Here is an 18,444-nt window from a genome sequence, read left to right as displayed (position 1 = left end):
GGATGGGCTAAAGGTCACTCGGTGATCTTAACGAAGCCCTGCTGCACGAGCTGTATGGTTCGCGCCATGGCATCGAGATTGACCTTGATGCCGGGCAGAAGATTCGCGTTGCCCCAGCCGTTGACCCTTGCGGTCGCGCCGCAAAGCTCGACCTTGACGCCAATATCCATGAGGTCAGCGACGAGTTTCTTGTACGGGTTGCCTGTGGCGATGTTGCGCGACGAATTATAGGCCTCATCGTCGAGCGTGACGTGACCCGCGTTGGTGTGGAACACCACGACCACTTCAGACGATGCTTTCCAGTTCGCGATGTCCGTCGTGATCAACTGAAGATGAAACAGAGCCGCGGGCAAGTCGCCTTCGAACTCCAAACCGCCGATGCTGTGAACCGACTTCACCTCTCGCAGTTCAACCGGAATATCGATGAACAGCGCGCTTTTCGTTTCCGACATAGTCGTCTCCTTCGGGTGGATTGAGTCTGCGGATAAATCCGGGATGCCGCTGGAAGCGTCCCGCACGCGCCCCATAGGGACTGGGGAGGAGCGCGGGGACGTCTTGGGTGAAATCTGTCGAAGCTAGACGCCGGCGTAGACAAGCCTCGTGAAGAACGCTGGATCGATCACGAACTGACCCCACTTCGCATCGAACGCCGACGTGGGCTTTGCCTCGACCACCTCGTCGAGCGAGCGCCCCTGGCGTTTGAGCTTTGCCACGTTCTCGCGGATAGCGACCAGCATGTCGCGGAAGTCACGCAACTCGGTTCGGTTGCTCACCGGATTTCCATGACCCGGAATGATGATGGTCTTGTCGGTGGAGGCGGCGAGATTCGCCTCCGATGCCGCGATCATTCCGTCGATGCTGCCCCCCGTCGAGTGATCAATGAACGGATAAATGCCGTTCCAGTACGTGTCGCCGACGTGAAGGACGTCCGCCTCGCGGAACATGACTGAGATGTCGCCATCGGTATGGGCCGCACCATAGTATTTGAGGAGCGCGGTTTCGCCGTTCAGCTCGAGCGTGTGCTCCTTGGAGAAGACATGCTGCGGCTCTCCGCTTTTCGCGACCGGGAGGAAATTGTAGTCCCAGTCTTCCACCCGCTGGACCTTCGACAGATACTTGCGGGTGTTTTCATGCGCTATGATCTTGGCTCCTCCGGACCCGATCCAGGCGTTCCCGTCTGCATGGTCGAAATGCCAGTGCGTATTGATCAGGTAGGTGACGGGGGCTGGCGAGATTTCCGCGAGCGCCTTGGTCATTTGCTTGCGCGAAACGCTGATGCCCGCGTCCACCATGACGAGGCCATCCTTGCCGCTCAGCACCGCGACGTTGCCGCCGGAACCTTCGAGAATGGTAATGCCGTTTCTCAGCTTGTGGGTGGAGATGACGGACTTGGCGGCGCTGTCCTTTATGATGCTGACCAGACCCCGTGCCTCGGCGTAGGCGTCGCGGGGGCTCAACCACCCTCCGGTGGCGGCAAATCCCGCCGCCCCGATACAGCAAAGGCAAAATCCACGGCGCGAGAGCATGTGTTGGGATGTCATGGCATACCTTTCCGCAGCCGGTCTCGAGCGAGCCGACGGCTTCGAACTGGAGTTGGCGGTAGAGGCGGGCCTCGCGGCCCGCCCAGCGGTCAGGCCTTGATGAAGGCCAAGAGGTCCGCGTTGATCACGTCGGCGTGCGTTGTGAACATCCCGTGCGGGTAGCCGTCATAGACCTTGAGCTTCCCGTTCTTGAGCAACTTCACCGACAGCTCTGCGGAGCCGGCGATAGGAACCACCTGGTCGTCGCTGCCGTGCATTACGAGGACCGGGACGTCGATGACCTTCAGGTCTTCCGTGAAGTCAGTCTCGGAGAAGACCTTGATGCATTCGTAGTGCGCATTTGCGCCGCCCATCATACCCTGACGCCACCAATTGCGGATTGTCCCTTCGGAGACGGCCGCGCCGGGGCGGTTGAAGCCATAGAACGGCCCACTCGCGATATCGAGGTAGAGCTGCGCGCGGTTGGCGGCCAACGCCGCGCGGTAGCCGTCGAAGACCTCGATCGGAAGTCCGCCTGGGTTCTTGTCGGACTTGACCATGACCGGAGGAATGGCGGAGATGAGGACTGCTTTTGCGACCCGGCCCTTGCCATGTTTGGCCACATACCTGGTGACTTCACCGCCGCCCGTCGAATGGCCGATGTGAACGGCGTCGCGGAGATCGAGAGCCTCGGCGAGGGCCGCCACGTCGGCTGCATACGTGTCCATGTCGTTGCCACCGGACGTCTGGCTCGAGCGGCCATGGCCCCTGCGGTCATGCGCAATGACCCGGAACCCCTTACCCAGGAAAAACAGCATCTGGTTGTCCCAGTCGTCAGCGCTGAGAGGCCAGCCGTGGTGGAAGACGATCGGCTGACCGGAACCCCAGTCCTTGTAGAAAATCTGCGCACCGTCTTTCGTCGTGATGCTGCTCATGATCTCACTCCCGGTTTCGATGTTTGCATTGGTTGGATTTGAAGACGCCGTGGCCGCAAGTGCCTGCAGCGGCAGGGCGGCGAGTGCGGTGGCGGCGGTCCCTATTAGAACCTCGCGTCTTGTCGCGTCGGGTATCGGAAAATGTTCTCTGGAAGTCATGGTCCTGTCCCTTTTTCGGCGAGGTGGCTCGGCGAGGGCGAATCCGGCCTTCTGTGTTCGCCCCGGCTCAGGGCGATCAGCCAACGACTGGCGCAGCCGCGGCCCACTCTTTGCGCGTGGTCGGATTGCCGTCGATCGTCTCGACGATGTCTTTCGATTTCGAAAGAGTAGTCATCAAGGACTTCGGCCCCTCGAACGGCCTGCCGCCGATGTGCCAGCCATCCGTGTGCAGTTCCTCGATCAGTACCCAGACGACCTCGCGGAAGGCCTCCGAGCCTTCGAACTTGACCATGACGTCGGTCAGCGCCTTGGCCATGGCGTGTTTTTCCTCTGGCGTGAAGACGCCGTCGACGAGCTTTACGTTTACGAATGGCATAGCTTTTTCCTTGGCTGGGGGAGACGCCCACCTAGTCGGCGACGTCGATGACGATCTTTCCGTTGGCAGTGCGATTTTCGACTTCGGCATAGGCTGCAGAAACGGTCTCGAAGCTGAAGCGGCGCGGGTCGAGGAGAGGAGTGATCTTTCCGGCTTCGGCAAGGTGTTTTGCCTCGCGCAGGATTGTGCCGTGGTGGGCGCGGCCTTCTCCGGTCAGGATCGGCAGGAGCGTGAACACGCCCGAGTAGCTTGCGGCCCGGAAGGAGAGCGGTCCGAGTGAATGTGTGCCCCATCCGAGACAACTGACGACGTGGCCGAACCTGCTCACGGCGTTGAACGCGGCATCAATCCCCGCCCCGCCGACGGTATCATAGACGACGTCGAAGCCGCGTCCGCCCGTGTGGTCCTTCACGTACTCCTCGACGGTTGTCTGATGGCGGTCGATCGCAGTCGCGCGCAGCTCTTCGATCTGCCTCTGCTTCGAGGCCTTGTCTACAGCGAAGACCTCGGCTCCAAAGGCGCGTGCGATCTGGATTGCCACATGACCGACCCCGCCCGCACCGATTACGAGTACCTTTTGTCGTGCCTGCACCACTGCGCGATCAACCAGCCCTTCCCAGGCGGTGATGAAGACCAGCGGCAGTGCCGCGGCCTCGCGCATGGTAAGGTTGGTTGGCTTGAGTGCCAGCAGATCGGCATCGACGGAGACGAAAGTCGCCAATGAACCCTGCAGGCCGCCAACCCCGCCAGTCAGGCCGAAAACCTCGTCCTGCGGCTTGAATGCCGTGACGCCAGAACCCACTGCCTCGACGACCCCGGCTAGGTCCATTCCGAGGACGGCGGGCAATGGATGGCGGGCGTGCGGAGCCTGTCCGCTCTTGATTTTGAGATCGAGCGGGTTGACGCTGCTGGCCTTGACGCGGACGAGAACCTCTCCCGCCGCAGGAGCCGGGCAGGCCATGCGGGTCCGGACAAAGTCCGAGTTCGTTTCGGAGAGGACGAGCGCGTCCATTTCGGTGGGAGTGGTGGTCATCATCGGTATGCCCTTCATGCTGCGCTGCCGACAATTCGGCGACGGGCAGAAGATGGCAGACCAGCACGGTCACCAGCCAGTGAATCGTAGTGAATTCTTGTGACGGGCTGTGCGGATATGACAGGTCGTGATCAGGAATATTCGGTCAGCATCGCCTTCGCCGTCCTCAAGTCAGCGGTATCGAAACCTTCGCTGAAACGGTCGTAGACCGTGGCCAGAAGCTCCCGGGCGCCAATCCTATCGCCGCGCCCGCTGGACGAGCGAGCCAGGCTTATGGCTCCTCTCAGCTCCAGCGAAAGCGCGTCCTGCCGTCGCGCCAGCTCCACGGAATGGAGATAGCACCGCTCGGCGAGGTCGCCGTCTCCGCGGTGAAAAAGGATGTCGCCCTTCAGACGATAGAGCTCAGTGATGTACCAGAGTTCGTCCTTCTCTTCGCTTGCAGCAATGGCCGCATCCACGAGCGAGCGCGCTTCGGCGTGCCCGCCAAGCGAGGCGAGACCCTCGGCCAGGGAGCAGACAAATCTGACATTGTAGAGGTTGAAGAGCTTGACCTGACGCAGTTCCGTCAGTCCACTGCGGAGAAGCGGAACGCCTCTTTCGGGAAGTCCCCGCTGGATCAGCAGAGCCGCTTTCCAGCAGCGGCCGAACACCTCCCATGGACCAAGCCCATTTAGTTTCGCCAGGTCGAGTAGTTCCGTGATCGCGGAATCAGCCGCCGCAAGGTCCCCGACATGAACGAGGATCGGGCACGACCACCTGGCCAAAGATTCGCAGAGGGAGATCGCGTGACCGGAGGTTCGCGCCGCCTCGACGGCGGTTTCGGCGGCTCGCACGGCTTGATCCGGAAAGCCCTGCATCCACAAGAGCTGAGCAGGCTGTATTCGCGCGGAAACGGACTGACCGAACCTGAACCTTACCGAACCACCGGGTGGAATGTCCGTGGAGACGTCGTGCGCCAGCATGAGATCGGCGTGGCGACGTGCACCTCGGAAGTCTCCCATGCAGAAGAGCGTCATGCTCAGCATGCGGTCGCCGATGAACCTGTCGAGGCCATTTTGAGCAAGCCTCACGAACCGATCCGCGTTATCGCGCGACGCTCGATATTCACCCATGCCTACTTGTGCGACCCATAAGCCCCAAAGGGCTTCTGCCTGAGCGTCGACGTCTCCCAGGTCTTCGGCAATTTCCAGCGCCTTGGCGAAGGCCGCCGGAGCCTGTGGCGCGAATCCGACTTTGAAGGCCTGTGCCAGACCAAGCGCTCTATAAAGCTGCATGACCTGACGGGCGCGCCCGTCCCGCCTTTCCCCCGGATCGACGCCGAGCAGCGCACGTTGCACACATGCCAGGCACTCGTCTACCAGAGACAATTGATACCACAGCGGAACTGCGGCAACCGTCACCGCGATGCCCACCTCCGTGTCGCCGTCATCCGAATATGCCCAATCCAGGACATAGCGGACGTTGTTGATATGCGTACCGTACTTGTAAAGCCATTCCTCGCTCGACAGCGTTTCGACTTCTTCGTGCGAATGATCGAGAACCTCGCACAGGTATTTCGCAAGGCGTTGTACGACTGGTCCGACCTCCCCTTCCTCCTGCAACTTGCTCAGTGCGAAAGCACGTGTCGTATCGAGCAAACGGTATCGTGCTGCCTTGCCGTGCGTGTCGACAGCCAGAAGGGATTTTGCCACGAGTTGCGCAAGTTGGCCGAGTACATCGCGTTCGCTTACGACGGGATCGAAAGCAACGGCGGCGGCAGCCTCGCGACCGAATTCACCAGCGAATACCCCCAGGGCGCGCAGCACCGTTTGCTCGTCCGTGGAGAGCGCCCCATAGCTCCAGTCGATCATGGCGGCCAACGTCTGGTGGCGTGGAAGAGCGGTGCGCCTTCCACCCGTCAGCAATCGTAGACGATCATTGAGGAGCTCCGCTATTCCGCGCGTACCGAAAGCCTCAACGCGACCAGCGGCAAGCTCGATTGCGAGGGCAATGCCGTCAAGCTGACGACATATATGGGTGACGATCGGAGCTTCATCGTCATCGAACGCGTACTCGCTTGCTGATGAAGTCGCTCGCTCCACAAAAAGGCGAATGGCTGGAAATGCCAATGCATCGGCCGCAGTGAGGCCCGCGCCGAGCGGCGGCATATCGAGGGGCGGAAGCCTGTAGACGCTCTCGCCCTCCACCCGCAAGGCCTCGCGACTGGTAGCCAGAACGGTGATGCCGGGGGCCTCCCGAAGCAAGGTCTCCGCCAGTCGCGCGGCGGCGTCGAGAACGAGCTCGCAACTATCAAACACCAGAAGCATATGCTTGTCACGGAGGTGCGCGCTCACGAGGGAAATCGGATCGCCAGTTATCTCCGGGAGCCGAAGCTGTGACGCCAGCACCGACGGAAGTGACGAAGGATGCGACAGTGGCGCCAAGTCCATGAAGCACACGCCGTGTTGATACGATGATGAGAGTTCCTCCGCCACGCGAATGCCGACCGTTGTCTTTCCAATGCCGCCCGGACCGACAACTGTGACCAGGCGAAACCGTTGAACGCGACCTTCAAGGATTCCGATTGCCTCCTCCCGTCCGATCGGTCGCGTCAGTTGCTTTGGAAGGTTGTTTGGCGCGGCCTCCTCGACAGCGCGGATCTTGACCTCGGAGCGGGAGAGCGGAGCGATGAACCGGTAGCCACGCGCTGGGACGGCGGCAATGTATCGCGCAGCGGATTGGTCTTCGCCCAGTGCCTTACGAAGCACGGCGATCTGCGCTCTTAGGTTTGACTCTTCGACTATCGTGTTCGGCCACGCACGTGAAATCAGTTCGTCCTTCGTCACGAGCTCGCCCGGCCGCTCGGTCAGCGCGATGAGAATTTCGAGCGCCCGCGAGCCGACGGCTACCGACTCCTGATCTTTGACAAGGAGGTGACGCCCCGGGTACAGCCGGAATTCGCCGAAGGATGTCGCTACATCCGATGGATCGGTTGCGTTAAGTAGTGCCTGCCATTCCATTCTGATTTGCCCTGATAACTGAGCGGCGCCAGCTTGAATACCGAGTAACGCCGCGCATTCTAGTCGGACCTGTCAGGTTCGAGGCTGACAGCACAATATAAACCTGATTGATAAGTGTATGGTATGGGCGTAGCGGGACGTCCGTCTTCCCTTAGAGAAATCAGTACATGCCGAGCCGCCGTCGATCACTGAAAGGTACCGCGAGATAGAACACTGTGCTTCAGGTTATTACAATATCTAAACCCGTCAACACCGCGCTCATTTGCCACAAGCTTTCGGCCCTCGCCGGGTCGATCGCATACGGCCGCACCCCGAAGGGGTTGTCGGTCTGAACGGACGCGATATCGCAGTTCTCGCAGTAGACCCCGCCTGATGAACTCAGCGCCGGGGACGTTGCGCACCAGACCGTCGTTGCCGCCCCTTGCTGAGGGGTTTTCTTATCCATCGTGGGATCGATTACGGGGGTCCCGTCTGCTTCGAGAGCGCCGACGGCGTCGAACTCGGATCGGGATAGGTGGCGAATGCCGGGGGTGACAATCATTCCGGGATGAACAGAAAAGGCACGAACGCCATGCCCACGGCCGCGCCTGTCGAGCGATACAGCGAAGAGGGCATTCGCTGTCTTGGATTGCGCGTAAGCCATCCACTTATCATAGGGACGACGCGCGAAATCGATATCCTCGAGATCGACATCGGACATCTGATGGCCCCGGGACGACAGGATGACCACCCTGGATTTCCCGGCGGCGAGCAATGCTGGCCATAGCAGCACGGCGAGCTCATAGTGTCCAAGGTAGTTGATGGAAAAATGGCCCTCCCTGCCACGTTTGTCGCGGAAGAGCGGCTGCGCCATTATCCCTGCATTGAGAACCAGAATGTCGAGCCGTGGCTGGTGCTCGAGGAAGGCTTTCGCAAAGGCTTTAACCGACCCTTGATCCGCGAGGTCGATCGGCCAGACCGCAATCCCGTGGATGCCGTTCAATGCCGCGCGGGCGGCGACGGGGTCAGGAGCGGTAACATGCACGCTTGCCCCCGACATTCCAAGCGCGCGGGCTGTCTCCAGCCCAACACCAGACGAACCGCCTGTTACCAACGCAACCCGCCCCATGAGGTCCACACCGCGAGCTACCTCGGCAGCCGACATGGCGGCCCCGAAACCGGTCAGCAGTGGTTGTTGAACTCCTCCCATCCCGCCCCCACGAGTTTAATCGCGACCCACGATCGGCGCTGGCGCACCGTACCTCGTTTCCTGCTTCCTGTCGCTACGCTCCCTCCGGTGAGCCAAACGCAACACGGCAACCGCTGTTCGGCCGTATCGGCTCCTGACCTCGGCTCAATTACCCCTTCGAATAATCTACAAGCCACTACCGTCGTGAGGATCTCGGCTCGGCCCAGGGCACAAACGTAAGAATAACAAAAAAGGCCGGGACGAAATCGGCCAGCCACTAACGAAAATGTGGAATCGAGGGGCTAGCCTTCCAGGTCACGGGGTGACATCGCCAGCAGCTGCTTGGTTGACGCCCGTGCTTGGCTTTTCAATGATGCTGGTCGCGTGTGGTAGTGAGATGAGAGGCCGAAAGATGGTCAGCCGCATCAGATGCTTCCATGACCGGGCTCGGGGGCCGGCAATGCTAAAGGAAATTATTCAACCCAATTTAATGGGTTAATAACCTTTAAAAAACGCTTTAATTGATCCACTAAAGGGGTCAGTCAATGCGATTAACAATTCAAACCCATTTTTGACGGCAAGTGGCATCCCGCCGGCACGCTTGAATTCAAGGATGGCGCGGCAGGCTTTCAGGGCGCGTCGATCGTCGACTACGATCTCGACTATTTCGTCACTGTGGCATTGGCGGAGTTTGCGGCCGCAAAGACTGTCCGCGACCATCGGGCCTTGTCAGTCCGTTATTCCGTTGATCTCGAAAATCGATCTAGCCTCAGCTGGCCGCCCTACCTTTTGGATCTCGTGCCCCAGGGACATGCGAGGCGAAAACTTGCCGAGCACCTCGGCCTTGCTGAAGGTTCGCGCACTTCCGATCTCCCGTTGCTTCTGCTTTCGGCGACGGGCGGCATTGGGAATATGCGGATCAAGGAAGCACCCGAGGCCGAAGCGGAACGACTTCGCGGTGTTGAGCGACAAGGCGTCTGCGACCTCGCTGAACACCTGGAGCAGGCGCCGACCATGGCGAAACATTTGGGGGCATCTTCGGACATTCTGGAACGTGCGATGGGGACGCTGCATGGAAATCGCGGATAGCGTTTTGGCAACGTGCCTGTGATGCAGGGGGACAACTAGATGGCGCGCTGGAAGAAACCCACGAAAGAAGAGATTCTTGAAAACCGACGAACACTGGCTGAGCGTGCTCGAACCGGCGATCTAAGGCTACCTGATGCTGTGGCAGAGATCCGAAAGGGTATCGGCATGACCCAGGAAGAGTTTGCTAGAACGCTTGCGCTAACGCGGCGACAAGTTGCTGAAATGGAAGCTGGGACGGCGAACCCGACGCTTGAAACATTGGACAAGATAGGGCGGTTATTCGGTTTTCGAGTTGGTTTTGTACCCAAAGGCGGGGTGAACTAAGCAACCCCATCTAAGCACGCGAGAGACGCACTCCCGGCAAATCCACACTTAAAACTCTCGCGCCATAGGAGATCTTCATCGTCGCCGGCGCTCTTTACCTGTTTCTCACCCTCCTGATCACGTAAGCGTTCCAGATCCTTGAGACACACTGGGCAGAACCAAGCAAGCGTCAACACTGGCGGGCTTGTGCCCGCCGACTTTCGTCGCTTTCCTAGCGATCGACGTCTGTCTGTTCTTCCATCTCTTCGTCGACAATCGAACTGACGAGGGCAACCACGCGACTGCGCACACGCGGCGAAAGCAGTAATACGTCTTCGATCAGACGGCGCCCTTCCGCCGTGGAAATATAGGCAATCCTATCATCGACTTCGGCTGTGAGTTGCTGGTCCTGCAAAGTTTCGGGATCTGGAAGGCCTTCGAAAAACTTTGAAACGGGCACCTTAAGGCAATTGGCAAGCTCATAAAGCATGGAAGCGCTGACGCGGTTTTTGCCGCTTTCATATTTCTGAACCTGCTGCAAACTGACGCCGATACCGGCGCCAAGATCGCCGAGAGATACATCTGACTGTATCCGGCGAATACGGATCTGCTGTCCGACATGCAGGTCGACCGGATGCACCGAATCGCGTGCAATACTCGACTGTGCCGCTTGCGCTCGCCTCGACGATCGGATTTGGACAGCTGGTACATGGCGATTCATGGTCGACACCCCCAATGGAGAGTTTCATGCGGTGCGCCCCCGCTGAACTCGCTCAACCCACTGATCGGGGAGTTGGAAACCGTACAAGACGGTCCTGTGGCCTTTAGTTCCGAGGAACCTGGACATACGCCACAGGCTCCTCGACCTAAGGTCAAGGAGTGTGATGCCGAATCGGCCGGCACCAACCGCTTGTAGGGGTTTCCACACCCCAAGGCAGCGCGTACTGCCTCGCCAAAAAGATAGTTGAAATCCGCTTGCTGTGCAACCGAATTCGTTACAAGATTCAATGGCTTCGGCTTATGGACGCGCTTTCGCCCGAAGAGCGGAACGTTTCCCGGGAGGCCTAGCCGGAGGAGTGAAACCCGATAGCTGTGGCCTAATACGGAATTCGTATTGCCTCCGCTGCAACATCCGGCAGACCGATGTCGGGCTGCCTTTGGCTGAGAAAGAGACGGCTTACGCCGCCTCCTCCTCGTTGAGGTCCGGCTGCAAATCATGCAGGTAATCGACGGCCCGCTGCGCATGAGCTGCCGCTGAAAAGATGGCGCGCTTGTCGTTGCCCAGAACTTCGAGCCAGCCATCGAGGTAGCTTGCGTGATCGGGGCGTGGTTCGAGCTCCGGAACGATGCCAAGATCGGCGCAGAGAAAGCAACTGCCGAGTTCGGCAATCAGTTCTTCCCGGGCGCGTTCGCTCTGGTCTTTCGCGTAGCGGCTGAGATCACGATCAAGCCTCCGGGGTGCCGCGGTCCAGTGCGTCATCTCGTGGCTCAGGATGGCAACAAAAGAGGCGTCGTCGCGGAAGGCATCCAGGTGTGGCATCTGGATGTAATCACGGGCAGCAGCATAATAGGCCGCTGATCCTCCGTGCCGGATCATGGCACCGGTATTGGCAAAGAAGCGGCCGGCATTGCCGATGCGGCTCATCGGGTCCTCCACAGGTGCGATGCAATGAGTGGGTCGATCGAGACCGGTGATCTGATCGGTATTGAACACCGTGTAGGTCTTGAGGAATGGAATATCCCGTTCGATCTCCGCGCCTGTTTCCGTCGTCTCGGCACGGATGAAAGAACTGGCGAAGACAACGGTGGTGCCGGTTTCGCCCTTGCGGACGGCAGCGCCGAGTTCCTTTGCCTGGCGAAAGGTCATCCAGGTCGATGACGCAAAGCCGCGGGCGATGGCTTCCGACCAGAGGAGCAGAATATTGATCCCGGTGTAGGCTTGGCCGTTGTGGCGCAGTGGCCGGCTGACCTCGGCTGTCGCATCTTTCGTCGTCCAGGGTCTGGTCCATGGCCGTACGCCCTGTTCGAGATCGGCGATGATCTTGGTGGTGATGCGGCTGTAAATATCGGATCGTTGATTGGATTGCTGCGTGCTCATGTCTGAACCTCCGTTTGGAGGTCGCGGCCATCGCGACCTGCTACGGCGGTCTGAAAGCCAGGCAGCAAGCACCGCCTGCACCCGCAGGGCCGCAACGAAGTGGAGGACGGCAAAGCCGTTGCCGGCGGCGCGAGCCTGGCAGGACCAAAAGCCGGGGCAGGACGCGATGATAGCACCACCAAGGCAGGGTGGTGAAGGAGGCACAGTAGCAAATCCAAGCTGCATGACGTCGCTCACATCGCACATGAACCCATGAACCGCATCGGGGATCGTTTACCTGCGCGGCCTCCCGACCGGGGCGGGCGCGGCGATGCACCCAGTCCTCTCAAGGCATGCCCGCCGTGAATCTGGCCAACGCGCGAAGACCGGTCGATGCCGGTGCATAGGGTCATGTCTCATCCCCAGCGCTTTCCGGCCATGGTCCGTTACACCCGCGCCGTGCGAGCGGTTGTGCGGCGACGTCGAGAACCCGGCAAGATATTCGCCATAGATTTCCGGAGTGACTGTGAACAGGGTCCGGTCGAGCAGCAGTTCCTCAGCGCGGTCCGCGGAACCCCAGGACCGAATCCGGGCCGTCGACCTGCCAAGCCATGCGGTGGCCCGACCGATCAATTGCGGGCCGCAGCCTCGATGCCCACTCCGCAGCGACACGCTTGCGTCCGGACCTTGTTCCTGTGCCAGGAGGACATAGGGATCTGGGAACTCCTTACTAGCCCCGAGAATGCGGCAGCGTCCGACACACGGCGCGATGGCATGGAGGGACGACGAGAAAACCCGGCTGGTATGCTCGCGTTGCTGACGGCGCCGGTTGACAAGCAGCAAGGCTATACGCAACGAATGGTCTCGCGTCGGTAATTTGCGTGACGCGCGCGAGATAGGTCGCCACGCGAAATCAGGTATGCCGGCCGTCGCTGTTCAGGCGGATCGTAAGGCCATTTGCAGTTGTGGTTTGAGGCAACCCGTGTAGAATTCGCGCTGAGTTTTCAAAGTCATTTTAAGCCGCCTCGCGATCATTGCTCTCCATGATGAAAACATCCCTCAACCATATGCCACTCCGCAAACAGCGTGAGATTGGCCGCGTTCTGGAAATCCTTCACGAGGAATTCGAAGACGCGTTGAAAGACGGAACGGCGGAATTCAAGAAGCGTGGCCGGATCCTCAAGATCATCCTGTTTGGTTCCTACGCCAAGGGCGGCTGGGTGGATGAGCCCTTCACGATGAAGGGCTACCGCTCGGACTTCGATCTGCTGATCATCGTCAACAACCGCAAGCTCTGCGACTTCGCCGAATACTGGCACAAAGCTGCCGACCGGCTGATCCACGACAAATCGATCGAAACGCCGGTGAGTTTCATCGTCCACTCCAGGCGAGAGGTGAATTCGTACCTCAAAGAAGGCCAATACTTCTTCTCCGACATCCGCAAGGAAGGCATCGTTCTGTACGAACTCGATGATGAACCACTTGCGGAACCGAAGGCCCTCTCTTCGGCAGAGCTTTTCAAAGTCGCGAGCGAACACTTCGACCAGAGGTTTCAGGCCGCCACGCGCTTTCTGCAGATGGCAACGTTAGCAATTGAGCGTCATTACATAGAAAATGCAGCCTTCGAACTCCATCAGACGATTGAGCAGGCCTATTCCTGTGTCTTGCTGACGCTCACCAATTACGGTCCGCCATCTCACAACATCAAATTCCTCCGCTCGCTCGCCGAGGAACAGGATCGGCGCCTGGCTGAAGCTTTTCCTCGCGATCAGCATCGCGAGCGTGCTTGGTTCAACACGTTGAACGAGGCTTATGTTAAAGCACGGTATTCCAAACATTTCGAAATCAGCGAGGAGGCGCTCAGCTGGCTTGCAGAGCAAACCTCGTTGTTGCTTGTGTGGGTCAAAACAATCAGCACCGAGCACCTTGAGATTCTTCGGCGAAATGGTGGTGACGGTGGGTGGCCGGCTGTTCGTTCCCGATAGAAGCGGAACCTCAGACTCTGTGATTTGACAATTGGTGCGGTTTGATGGGAATCAACCGTAGGTTAAGTCACTTCCGGCAATCATGCTTGAATCTGGTTTCAAAGCCTAAAGGTTCGAATCCAGGTTCCCCAGCCAATTCTCCCTAAATCCCCTTAATTCCTTGATTTTCCAGTCGTGCCGGATATCGTTTTGGCATCATTGGCGACCTGATGCCCAGAACTGTAGCCCACAGGTGATGCCCACGCGGAAACTGCGTGGGACGTCGCAGGTGGCAGGCAGGGGGCAACTACCCATGGCGGTCCGCCACGACGTCGAGAACCTTATTCGCCGCGGCAATATCTTCTACTGGCGCGCTCGTGTTCCCAGTTCTTTCGCGCGGTGCCAGCCGGGCAGCCGGCTTTCACTGAGCCTTCATTGTTCCGATCATAAAAAGGCCCAGGCAATCGGCAGAAAGCTCAACACGCTGATGGCCGAACTGAGGATGAAATCGAAGGAACCAATGTCCAGGGCGCAGCTTCAAAAGCTTTGCGAACACGAACGGGACGTGATGCTCTTGCATCTCGAAGACGTCTCGATCGCCGCGAGACGCTATGGTCGCCCGGCTGACATCGAAGAGCTGGAACTCGATCTGGAGAATGGCTGGGCTTATAAGCTGCTCGCTATGTTTGGCATCCGCCAACGCCTGACGCTGAAAGAACGCTGCATCGGATCCAAGTACCTTCTCGACAACGGGATACCGGCGTCTCATATCTCTGCGATCAGATCGAACTATCTCGAACTACTCCATGAAGCGAACACCCGTGGCTTCCAGGATGGAATTCGAATGCTGATGCATCAGTTCGATATCAGCCAAAATCCCCTCAACCACGAAAAGGCAATGAAGGCCTATTTCAATGGCCGAGCGGAAGCGCTGTTCGACGTTGCAGAGAGGCATCCTCTCGCAGACCGAAATCTCAGTGAACTCACTGGTGGGTCAAGGCCGAATCCGCAGCCTGTTGCCAACGAACAGGCAACTGAGGTCACCATGCCACCGGTGCATCTGATCGCGATTCCGGTCGATGTTGCTCCGACACCAAAGTCTCCCGAGCCCTCCCCAATCGTCACGCTCGATCTTTCTCCATCACCGCAATACGTTGCCATCGAGAAAGACGACGGCCTGAAAGCGCGGCCGGTTGTTCAGGTCGCGGATTTCGAGGCCGAGTGCGAACAGCTCGTCCAGAACATGAAGGACGCTTGGGACGACAGTACGGCGCGTGATGCCCGCGCTTTGGTTCGTATGTTCAAGAGCGTGCTTGAAGAATACGGCATCGAGCACACCGGTCAGATCAGCCAATACCACCTCGGCAAGCTGCGCCAGCACTTCAATAACATTCCGATACGTTGGGGACAGAGCGCCAAAATGAGGGCGATGTCGGCACCCGAGCTACGGGCCGAAGCTCAGAGGCTGCGCGAGCAGGCCGAGACGGAGGGCAAGGAGGCGGCCGTCGGCTTGAGCGCCGCGACCATCCGCAAGCACTTCGGAAACCTGAACCACTTCCTCAAGCATGTGCGCGGGCACGGCTTTGAGCTCGACGATTGGAGCTTCGAGGGGCTGAGACCGAAAAAGCCCAAGGCCGGTTCTATCCGCAGGCAACAACACAAGCCGACGCCGGACGAGATCCGGCCGCTTTTCTCCTGCCCAGTCTATACCGGCTCCCTGAACCACGATCGCGGCCGCGGTAAGCCAGGTCCATATGTCTTCCATGACGCGGCCTACTTCCTGCCGATCATGTTCACCTATCTTGGCGCCCGCAGAAGAGAGTTCGCTGGTCTTTCATTGAACGATATCGAGGAAGATGACGATGGTCTGGTGATCGTCCTTCGGACGAACGAGTTTCGGCGACTCAAGACCGAGCAATCCGAGCGAGTAGTGCCTATTCCCGACGAACTGATCGGTTTGGGCTTCATGGACTACTGCGTTGCTCTACAGACGCTGGGATACAAAGCCGTATTCCCGGACCTTATTTCCCACAAGACAACGAATGATCCGGGCGACCGTTTCTACGACGTTTTCATCCCGATGATGCAGCGGTCGTTGGGGGACAAAATGTGGAAGCGCGCTTTCCACGCGCTCCGTCACGGTATGGCAGACACGTTGAAACAGGCAGGCGTTTCTACGGAGGTCATTGACGATATTTCCGGGCGTCTCTCTGATGGAAGCGAAACCAACAGTCGTTATACGAACCCCGCCGGTCTCCCATTGATGCGCGACGCCCTCGGCAAGTATCCGATCATCACGTCAGGGATCGAGGCGAAGCCGATCAAGCTACTGCCGTGGATCGAACAACGGGTGCCGCCGCCTTGGGCGCGCGAGGCCAAAACCGAGGCGAGACGCCGGAAATAATTTCCGACGTCTCGTTGAAAGTTATGCGGCCTCCCAGACCTGATTGAGAATACGGGCGGCGAGCGCTGCCTTATCTTGGGGAAGGAAGCGCCCGTAATGCTTGGCGACCATGTCGGCGGTGTCCTGGATCGCGTAACTCGCCTGCTCGTAGGAGCCGGTCTGCTTCAGGATGTGGGTCGCCAGCACGTCGCGGACATTATGCGGTCCGTGCGGCAAAAGACCCTTGATCGCCCCGCGCCCTGTGTACGGGTTGTAGATCCCGTAGCGCTGGATCGTCAAACGCCAGGCCTCGTAGAAGCTGGTGATGTCATAGGCGGCATCCGTGCTGGTCGTCTTGACAGTCTTGACGAAGAAAGTACCGGGATCGGCGGCCGAGCGCAGCAGTACCGCGCGATGTTGCTCGACATAGGCGTCGATATATTTGTACAGATCCAGAAGATCCGGCAGCACAAGACGAAACGGCTTGTCGCCGAAGAAAGATGAGTGAGCATTCTTGAACGCGACCGCCGGGATGAATACTTCCCAGCCGCCCTCGCGGTCGCTCCAGCGGATTTCGCCGCGCTTCATCTTCTCGAGAACGCGCTCCGAACGTGGCATGTAACCTTTGGGGCAGAGCATGAGTTGCCGAAGGTTTTTCTGCCGCAGTCCGAGATGCAAACCCAACCTCAACATCAAAAACGCGCGAACGGCTTCGGCAGCGGGCCGAGGATAACGATGTTCATCCGGCGTCAGGCGGATGATCTCCTCGGTGATCTTGCGGTACTCGCCGACAGGGCTTGCTGCCTCGAGGACCGGCATGATCGGCTCGAACGGATCGCGGTGGACACGGGCGATCCGCTGGATTTCCTTCACACGATGAGCAGCATGTTTGTGGAAGTCGTCGCAGGCTCCATGCCAATCCGCATGGGCATAGTCGATCTCATTTTGCGAAACGAGGCCAGCGATCGGCTGGACTCGCGATAGAAGTTCAGGATGTTGCCGAAGCCATCCGGTGCCCTCCTTAGTGATCGCCAAGGCGATCCGTAGCATGTCGACTTCCCAGGCGGTGTAGAAGCCGCGCCGGGTTTCCCGCCATTGGAGGTACCAGTCCCAGACGCCGGGAAAGAGCAACAGGCCGAAGGTCAGTTGACGCGGCGGCACGCCATAGCCCCTGACCTCCCCATCCTTAGCTGCGGCAAGGGCGCCGAACATGAGCCCGAGATGCTCGATCTTTTGAGACGCCGTCTCCTCCCCCCAGACACCGTTTCGCTGGAAACCAACCGACGTGAGAGCCGACGTCTTGAAGCGCACCAGGTCGGCCATTTCCATGGCCAGCGCCGGTGGCGCCTCGATGACACCAGACAGCAGGTCGGGATCTTCTATCCAGGTTTCCTCATAGTTGGCGGGAACGATAATCTTGCCATCCCGCGGCGCCCGACCGCCATAGGACACGCCTGGAAAGCGGATCGCATATCGCTGCTTGGCGGCCGCCGCCTGAAACTTTCTGTAGTCGGTCGACCCGCTGATGATAACGCGCCGAACCCATTCAACGATCTCTTCGCGCTTCTGGAACGGCGTGAGCGTCCGGTGATCGGATTTTGGTTAGGTGCGGGATTGGCGCAAGTTACGACACAGATGATTCATTTGTGACGTAACAGGGTATGAATGGCCAAGGTTGAGATTCTGACGGGTGCCGAGCGACAACGTCGCTGGTCGACGGAACTGAAGCTTTCGATATTGCAAGAAGCGTTCAGCGCGGATGGCACCGTTTCGGATGTCGCGCGCCGGCACGACGTTCTTCCACAGCAGATTTACGCCTGGCGAAAGAAGCTCTTGCCAGCCGAATCTCCCCAGACGTTCATCCCGGTATCGCTTATCGGAGCGTCGGAGAGCGTTAGTGACGGTTCCAAGAGGAGCAGTGCTCGGTCGAGATGCAAAGACGTTGAGATCGTCCTGAGGAATGGCCGCTTACTGAGAATTGCAGCGGACATGGATCTCGAAGTGCTATCGTCACTGGTCGCTTGTGTGGAGGCGGCATGATCGGGCCTTCGGGGAATGTGCGGGTTTATCTGGCCTGCGGGGTGACCGACATGCGGCGTGGCATTGATGGACTGTCGGCGCTTGTCGAGACGGCTATCAAGGAGGTGCCGGGCTCCGGCGCAATCTTCGGCTTCCGCGGAAAACGCGCTGATCGGATCAAACTTTTATGGTGGGATGGCCAAGGGTTTTGCCTGTTTTACAAAATTTTGGAACGCGGATACTTTCCCTGGCCGACGGCGAAAGATGGGGTTGCGCATCTGACGCAAGCTCAGTTGTCGATGCTTGTTGAGGGGATCGACTGGCGCCGACCTGCGTGGACTTCTGCTCCCGGACGAACGGGTTAAAAGCTATATTTTGCAAGGACATCCGGGGCAAAATGCTGGCACTTCCGGCGCAAA

Annotated in this window: 16 protein-coding genes and 1 pseudogene; 5 read left to right on the top strand and 12 right to left on the bottom strand. The window is 59.0% G+C overall.

Annotated elements, in window-relative coordinates; genetic code table 11:
* Positions 1–14: 14 nt before the first annotated feature.
* From RLEG4DRAFT_RS00730 to RLEG4DRAFT_RS40615, 9 genes are all read right to left on the bottom strand, one after another.
* On the bottom strand, positions 15–452 hold the full coding sequence (locus RLEG4DRAFT_RS00730; protein ID WP_003574567.1) for a DsrE family protein: 438 nt from the start codon (positions 450–452) through the stop codon (positions 15–17).
* A 123-nt stretch (positions 453–575) separates the two neighbouring features.
* Positions 576–1,541, bottom strand: a complete 966-nt coding sequence (locus tag RLEG4DRAFT_RS00725; protein WP_003574566.1) for an MBL fold metallo-hydrolase — start codon at positions 1,539–1,541, stop codon at positions 576–578.
* A gap of 89 nt (positions 1,542–1,630) precedes the next feature.
* Positions 1,631–2,455, bottom strand: a complete 825-nt coding sequence (locus tag RLEG4DRAFT_RS00720; protein ID WP_037093120.1) for an alpha/beta fold hydrolase — start codon at positions 2,453–2,455, stop codon at positions 1,631–1,633.
* Positions 2,456–2,690: 235 nt separating this feature from the next.
* Positions 2,691–2,990 carry a tautomerase family protein gene (locus tag RLEG4DRAFT_RS00715; RefSeq protein ID WP_003574564.1) on the bottom strand — a complete coding sequence of 100 codons (300 nt, stop codon included), beginning with the start codon at positions 2,988–2,990 and terminating at the stop codon, positions 2,691–2,693.
* A gap of 31 nt (positions 2,991–3,021) precedes the next feature.
* Complete coding sequence (locus RLEG4DRAFT_RS00710) at positions 3,022–4,026, bottom strand: zinc-dependent alcohol dehydrogenase family protein (protein ID WP_003574563.1); 1,005 nt, start codon at positions 4,024–4,026, stop codon at positions 3,022–3,024.
* A 128-nt stretch (positions 4,027–4,154) separates the two neighbouring features.
* Complete coding sequence (locus RLEG4DRAFT_RS00705) at positions 4,155–7,022, bottom strand: ATP-binding protein (protein WP_003574562.1); 2,868 nt, start codon at positions 7,020–7,022, stop codon at positions 4,155–4,157.
* A gap of 220 nt (positions 7,023–7,242) precedes the next feature.
* Positions 7,243–8,211, bottom strand: coding sequence for an SDR family NAD(P)-dependent oxidoreductase (locus RLEG4DRAFT_RS00700; protein WP_003574561.1), 969 nt, complete (start codon positions 8,209–8,211; stop codon positions 7,243–7,245).
* 474 nt (positions 8,212–8,685) lie between these two features.
* Positions 8,686–8,910 (bottom strand): hypothetical protein, encoded by a 225-nt coding sequence (locus RLEG4DRAFT_RS40620; RefSeq protein ID WP_037093050.1) that lies wholly within the window; start codon positions 8,908–8,910, stop codon positions 8,686–8,688.
* A gap of 9 nt (positions 8,911–8,919) precedes the next feature.
* The gene (locus RLEG4DRAFT_RS40615) at positions 8,920–9,162 is read right to left on the bottom strand and encodes a hypothetical protein (protein ID WP_171898163.1); all 243 of its coding nucleotides are present in this window, start codon (positions 9,160–9,162) and stop codon (positions 8,920–8,922) included.
* 156 nt (positions 9,163–9,318) lie between these two features.
* Between RLEG4DRAFT_RS40615 and RLEG4DRAFT_RS38235 the strand changes: the two genes are divergently transcribed.
* A complete protein-coding gene (locus RLEG4DRAFT_RS38235) occupies positions 9,319–9,603 on the top strand; it encodes a helix-turn-helix domain-containing protein (protein ID WP_003574560.1) in 285 nt (94 codons plus the stop codon).
* A gap of 211 nt (positions 9,604–9,814) precedes the next feature.
* Here RLEG4DRAFT_RS38235 and RLEG4DRAFT_RS00685 read toward each other — a convergent pair whose 3' ends face one another.
* Positions 9,815–10,303, bottom strand: a complete 489-nt coding sequence (locus RLEG4DRAFT_RS00685; RefSeq protein ID WP_003574559.1) for a helix-turn-helix domain-containing protein — start codon at positions 10,301–10,303, stop codon at positions 9,815–9,817.
* Between the two features lie 456 nt (positions 10,304–10,759).
* Positions 10,760–11,680, bottom strand: coding sequence for an ArdC family protein (locus RLEG4DRAFT_RS00680; RefSeq protein WP_003574558.1), 921 nt, complete (start codon positions 11,678–11,680; stop codon positions 10,760–10,762).
* Between the two features lie 1,022 nt (positions 11,681–12,702).
* Here RLEG4DRAFT_RS00680 and RLEG4DRAFT_RS00675 point away from each other — a divergent pair.
* On the top strand, positions 12,703–13,644 hold the full coding sequence (locus tag RLEG4DRAFT_RS00675; RefSeq protein ID WP_003574557.1) for a nucleotidyltransferase and HEPN domain-containing protein: 942 nt from the start codon (positions 12,703–12,705) through the stop codon (positions 13,642–13,644).
* Between the two features lie 292 nt (positions 13,645–13,936).
* Positions 13,937–16,027: a DUF6538 domain-containing protein gene (locus tag RLEG4DRAFT_RS00670; RefSeq protein WP_003574556.1), complete on the top strand. Its 2,091-nt coding sequence runs from the start codon at positions 13,937–13,939 to the stop codon at positions 16,025–16,027.
* A 21-nt stretch (positions 16,028–16,048) separates the two neighbouring features.
* Here RLEG4DRAFT_RS00670 and RLEG4DRAFT_RS00665 read toward each other — a convergent pair.
* Positions 16,049–17,581: pseudogene (locus RLEG4DRAFT_RS00665) on the bottom strand (hypothetical protein); the annotation flags it as partial.
* A 90-nt stretch (positions 17,582–17,671) separates the two neighbouring features.
* Here RLEG4DRAFT_RS00665 and tnpA point away from each other — a divergent pair.
* Both tnpA and tnpB read left to right on the top strand, forming a co-directional pair.
* Complete coding sequence (gene tnpA, locus RLEG4DRAFT_RS00660) at positions 17,672–18,046, top strand: IS66-like element accessory protein TnpA (RefSeq protein ID WP_003574552.1); 375 nt, start codon at positions 17,672–17,674, stop codon at positions 18,044–18,046.
* Positions 18,043–18,390 (top strand): IS66 family insertion sequence element accessory protein TnpB, encoded by a 348-nt coding sequence (tnpB, locus tag RLEG4DRAFT_RS00655; protein WP_003574550.1) that lies wholly within the window; start codon positions 18,043–18,045, stop codon positions 18,388–18,390. The genes tnpA and tnpB overlap by 4 nt, the downstream gene beginning before the upstream one ends.
* Positions 18,391–18,444: the final 54 nt, after the last annotated feature.

This window comes from Rhizobium leguminosarum bv. trifolii WSM2297, from assembly GCF_000271845.1.
This window is presented reverse-complemented; position numbering and strand designations above follow the sequence as displayed.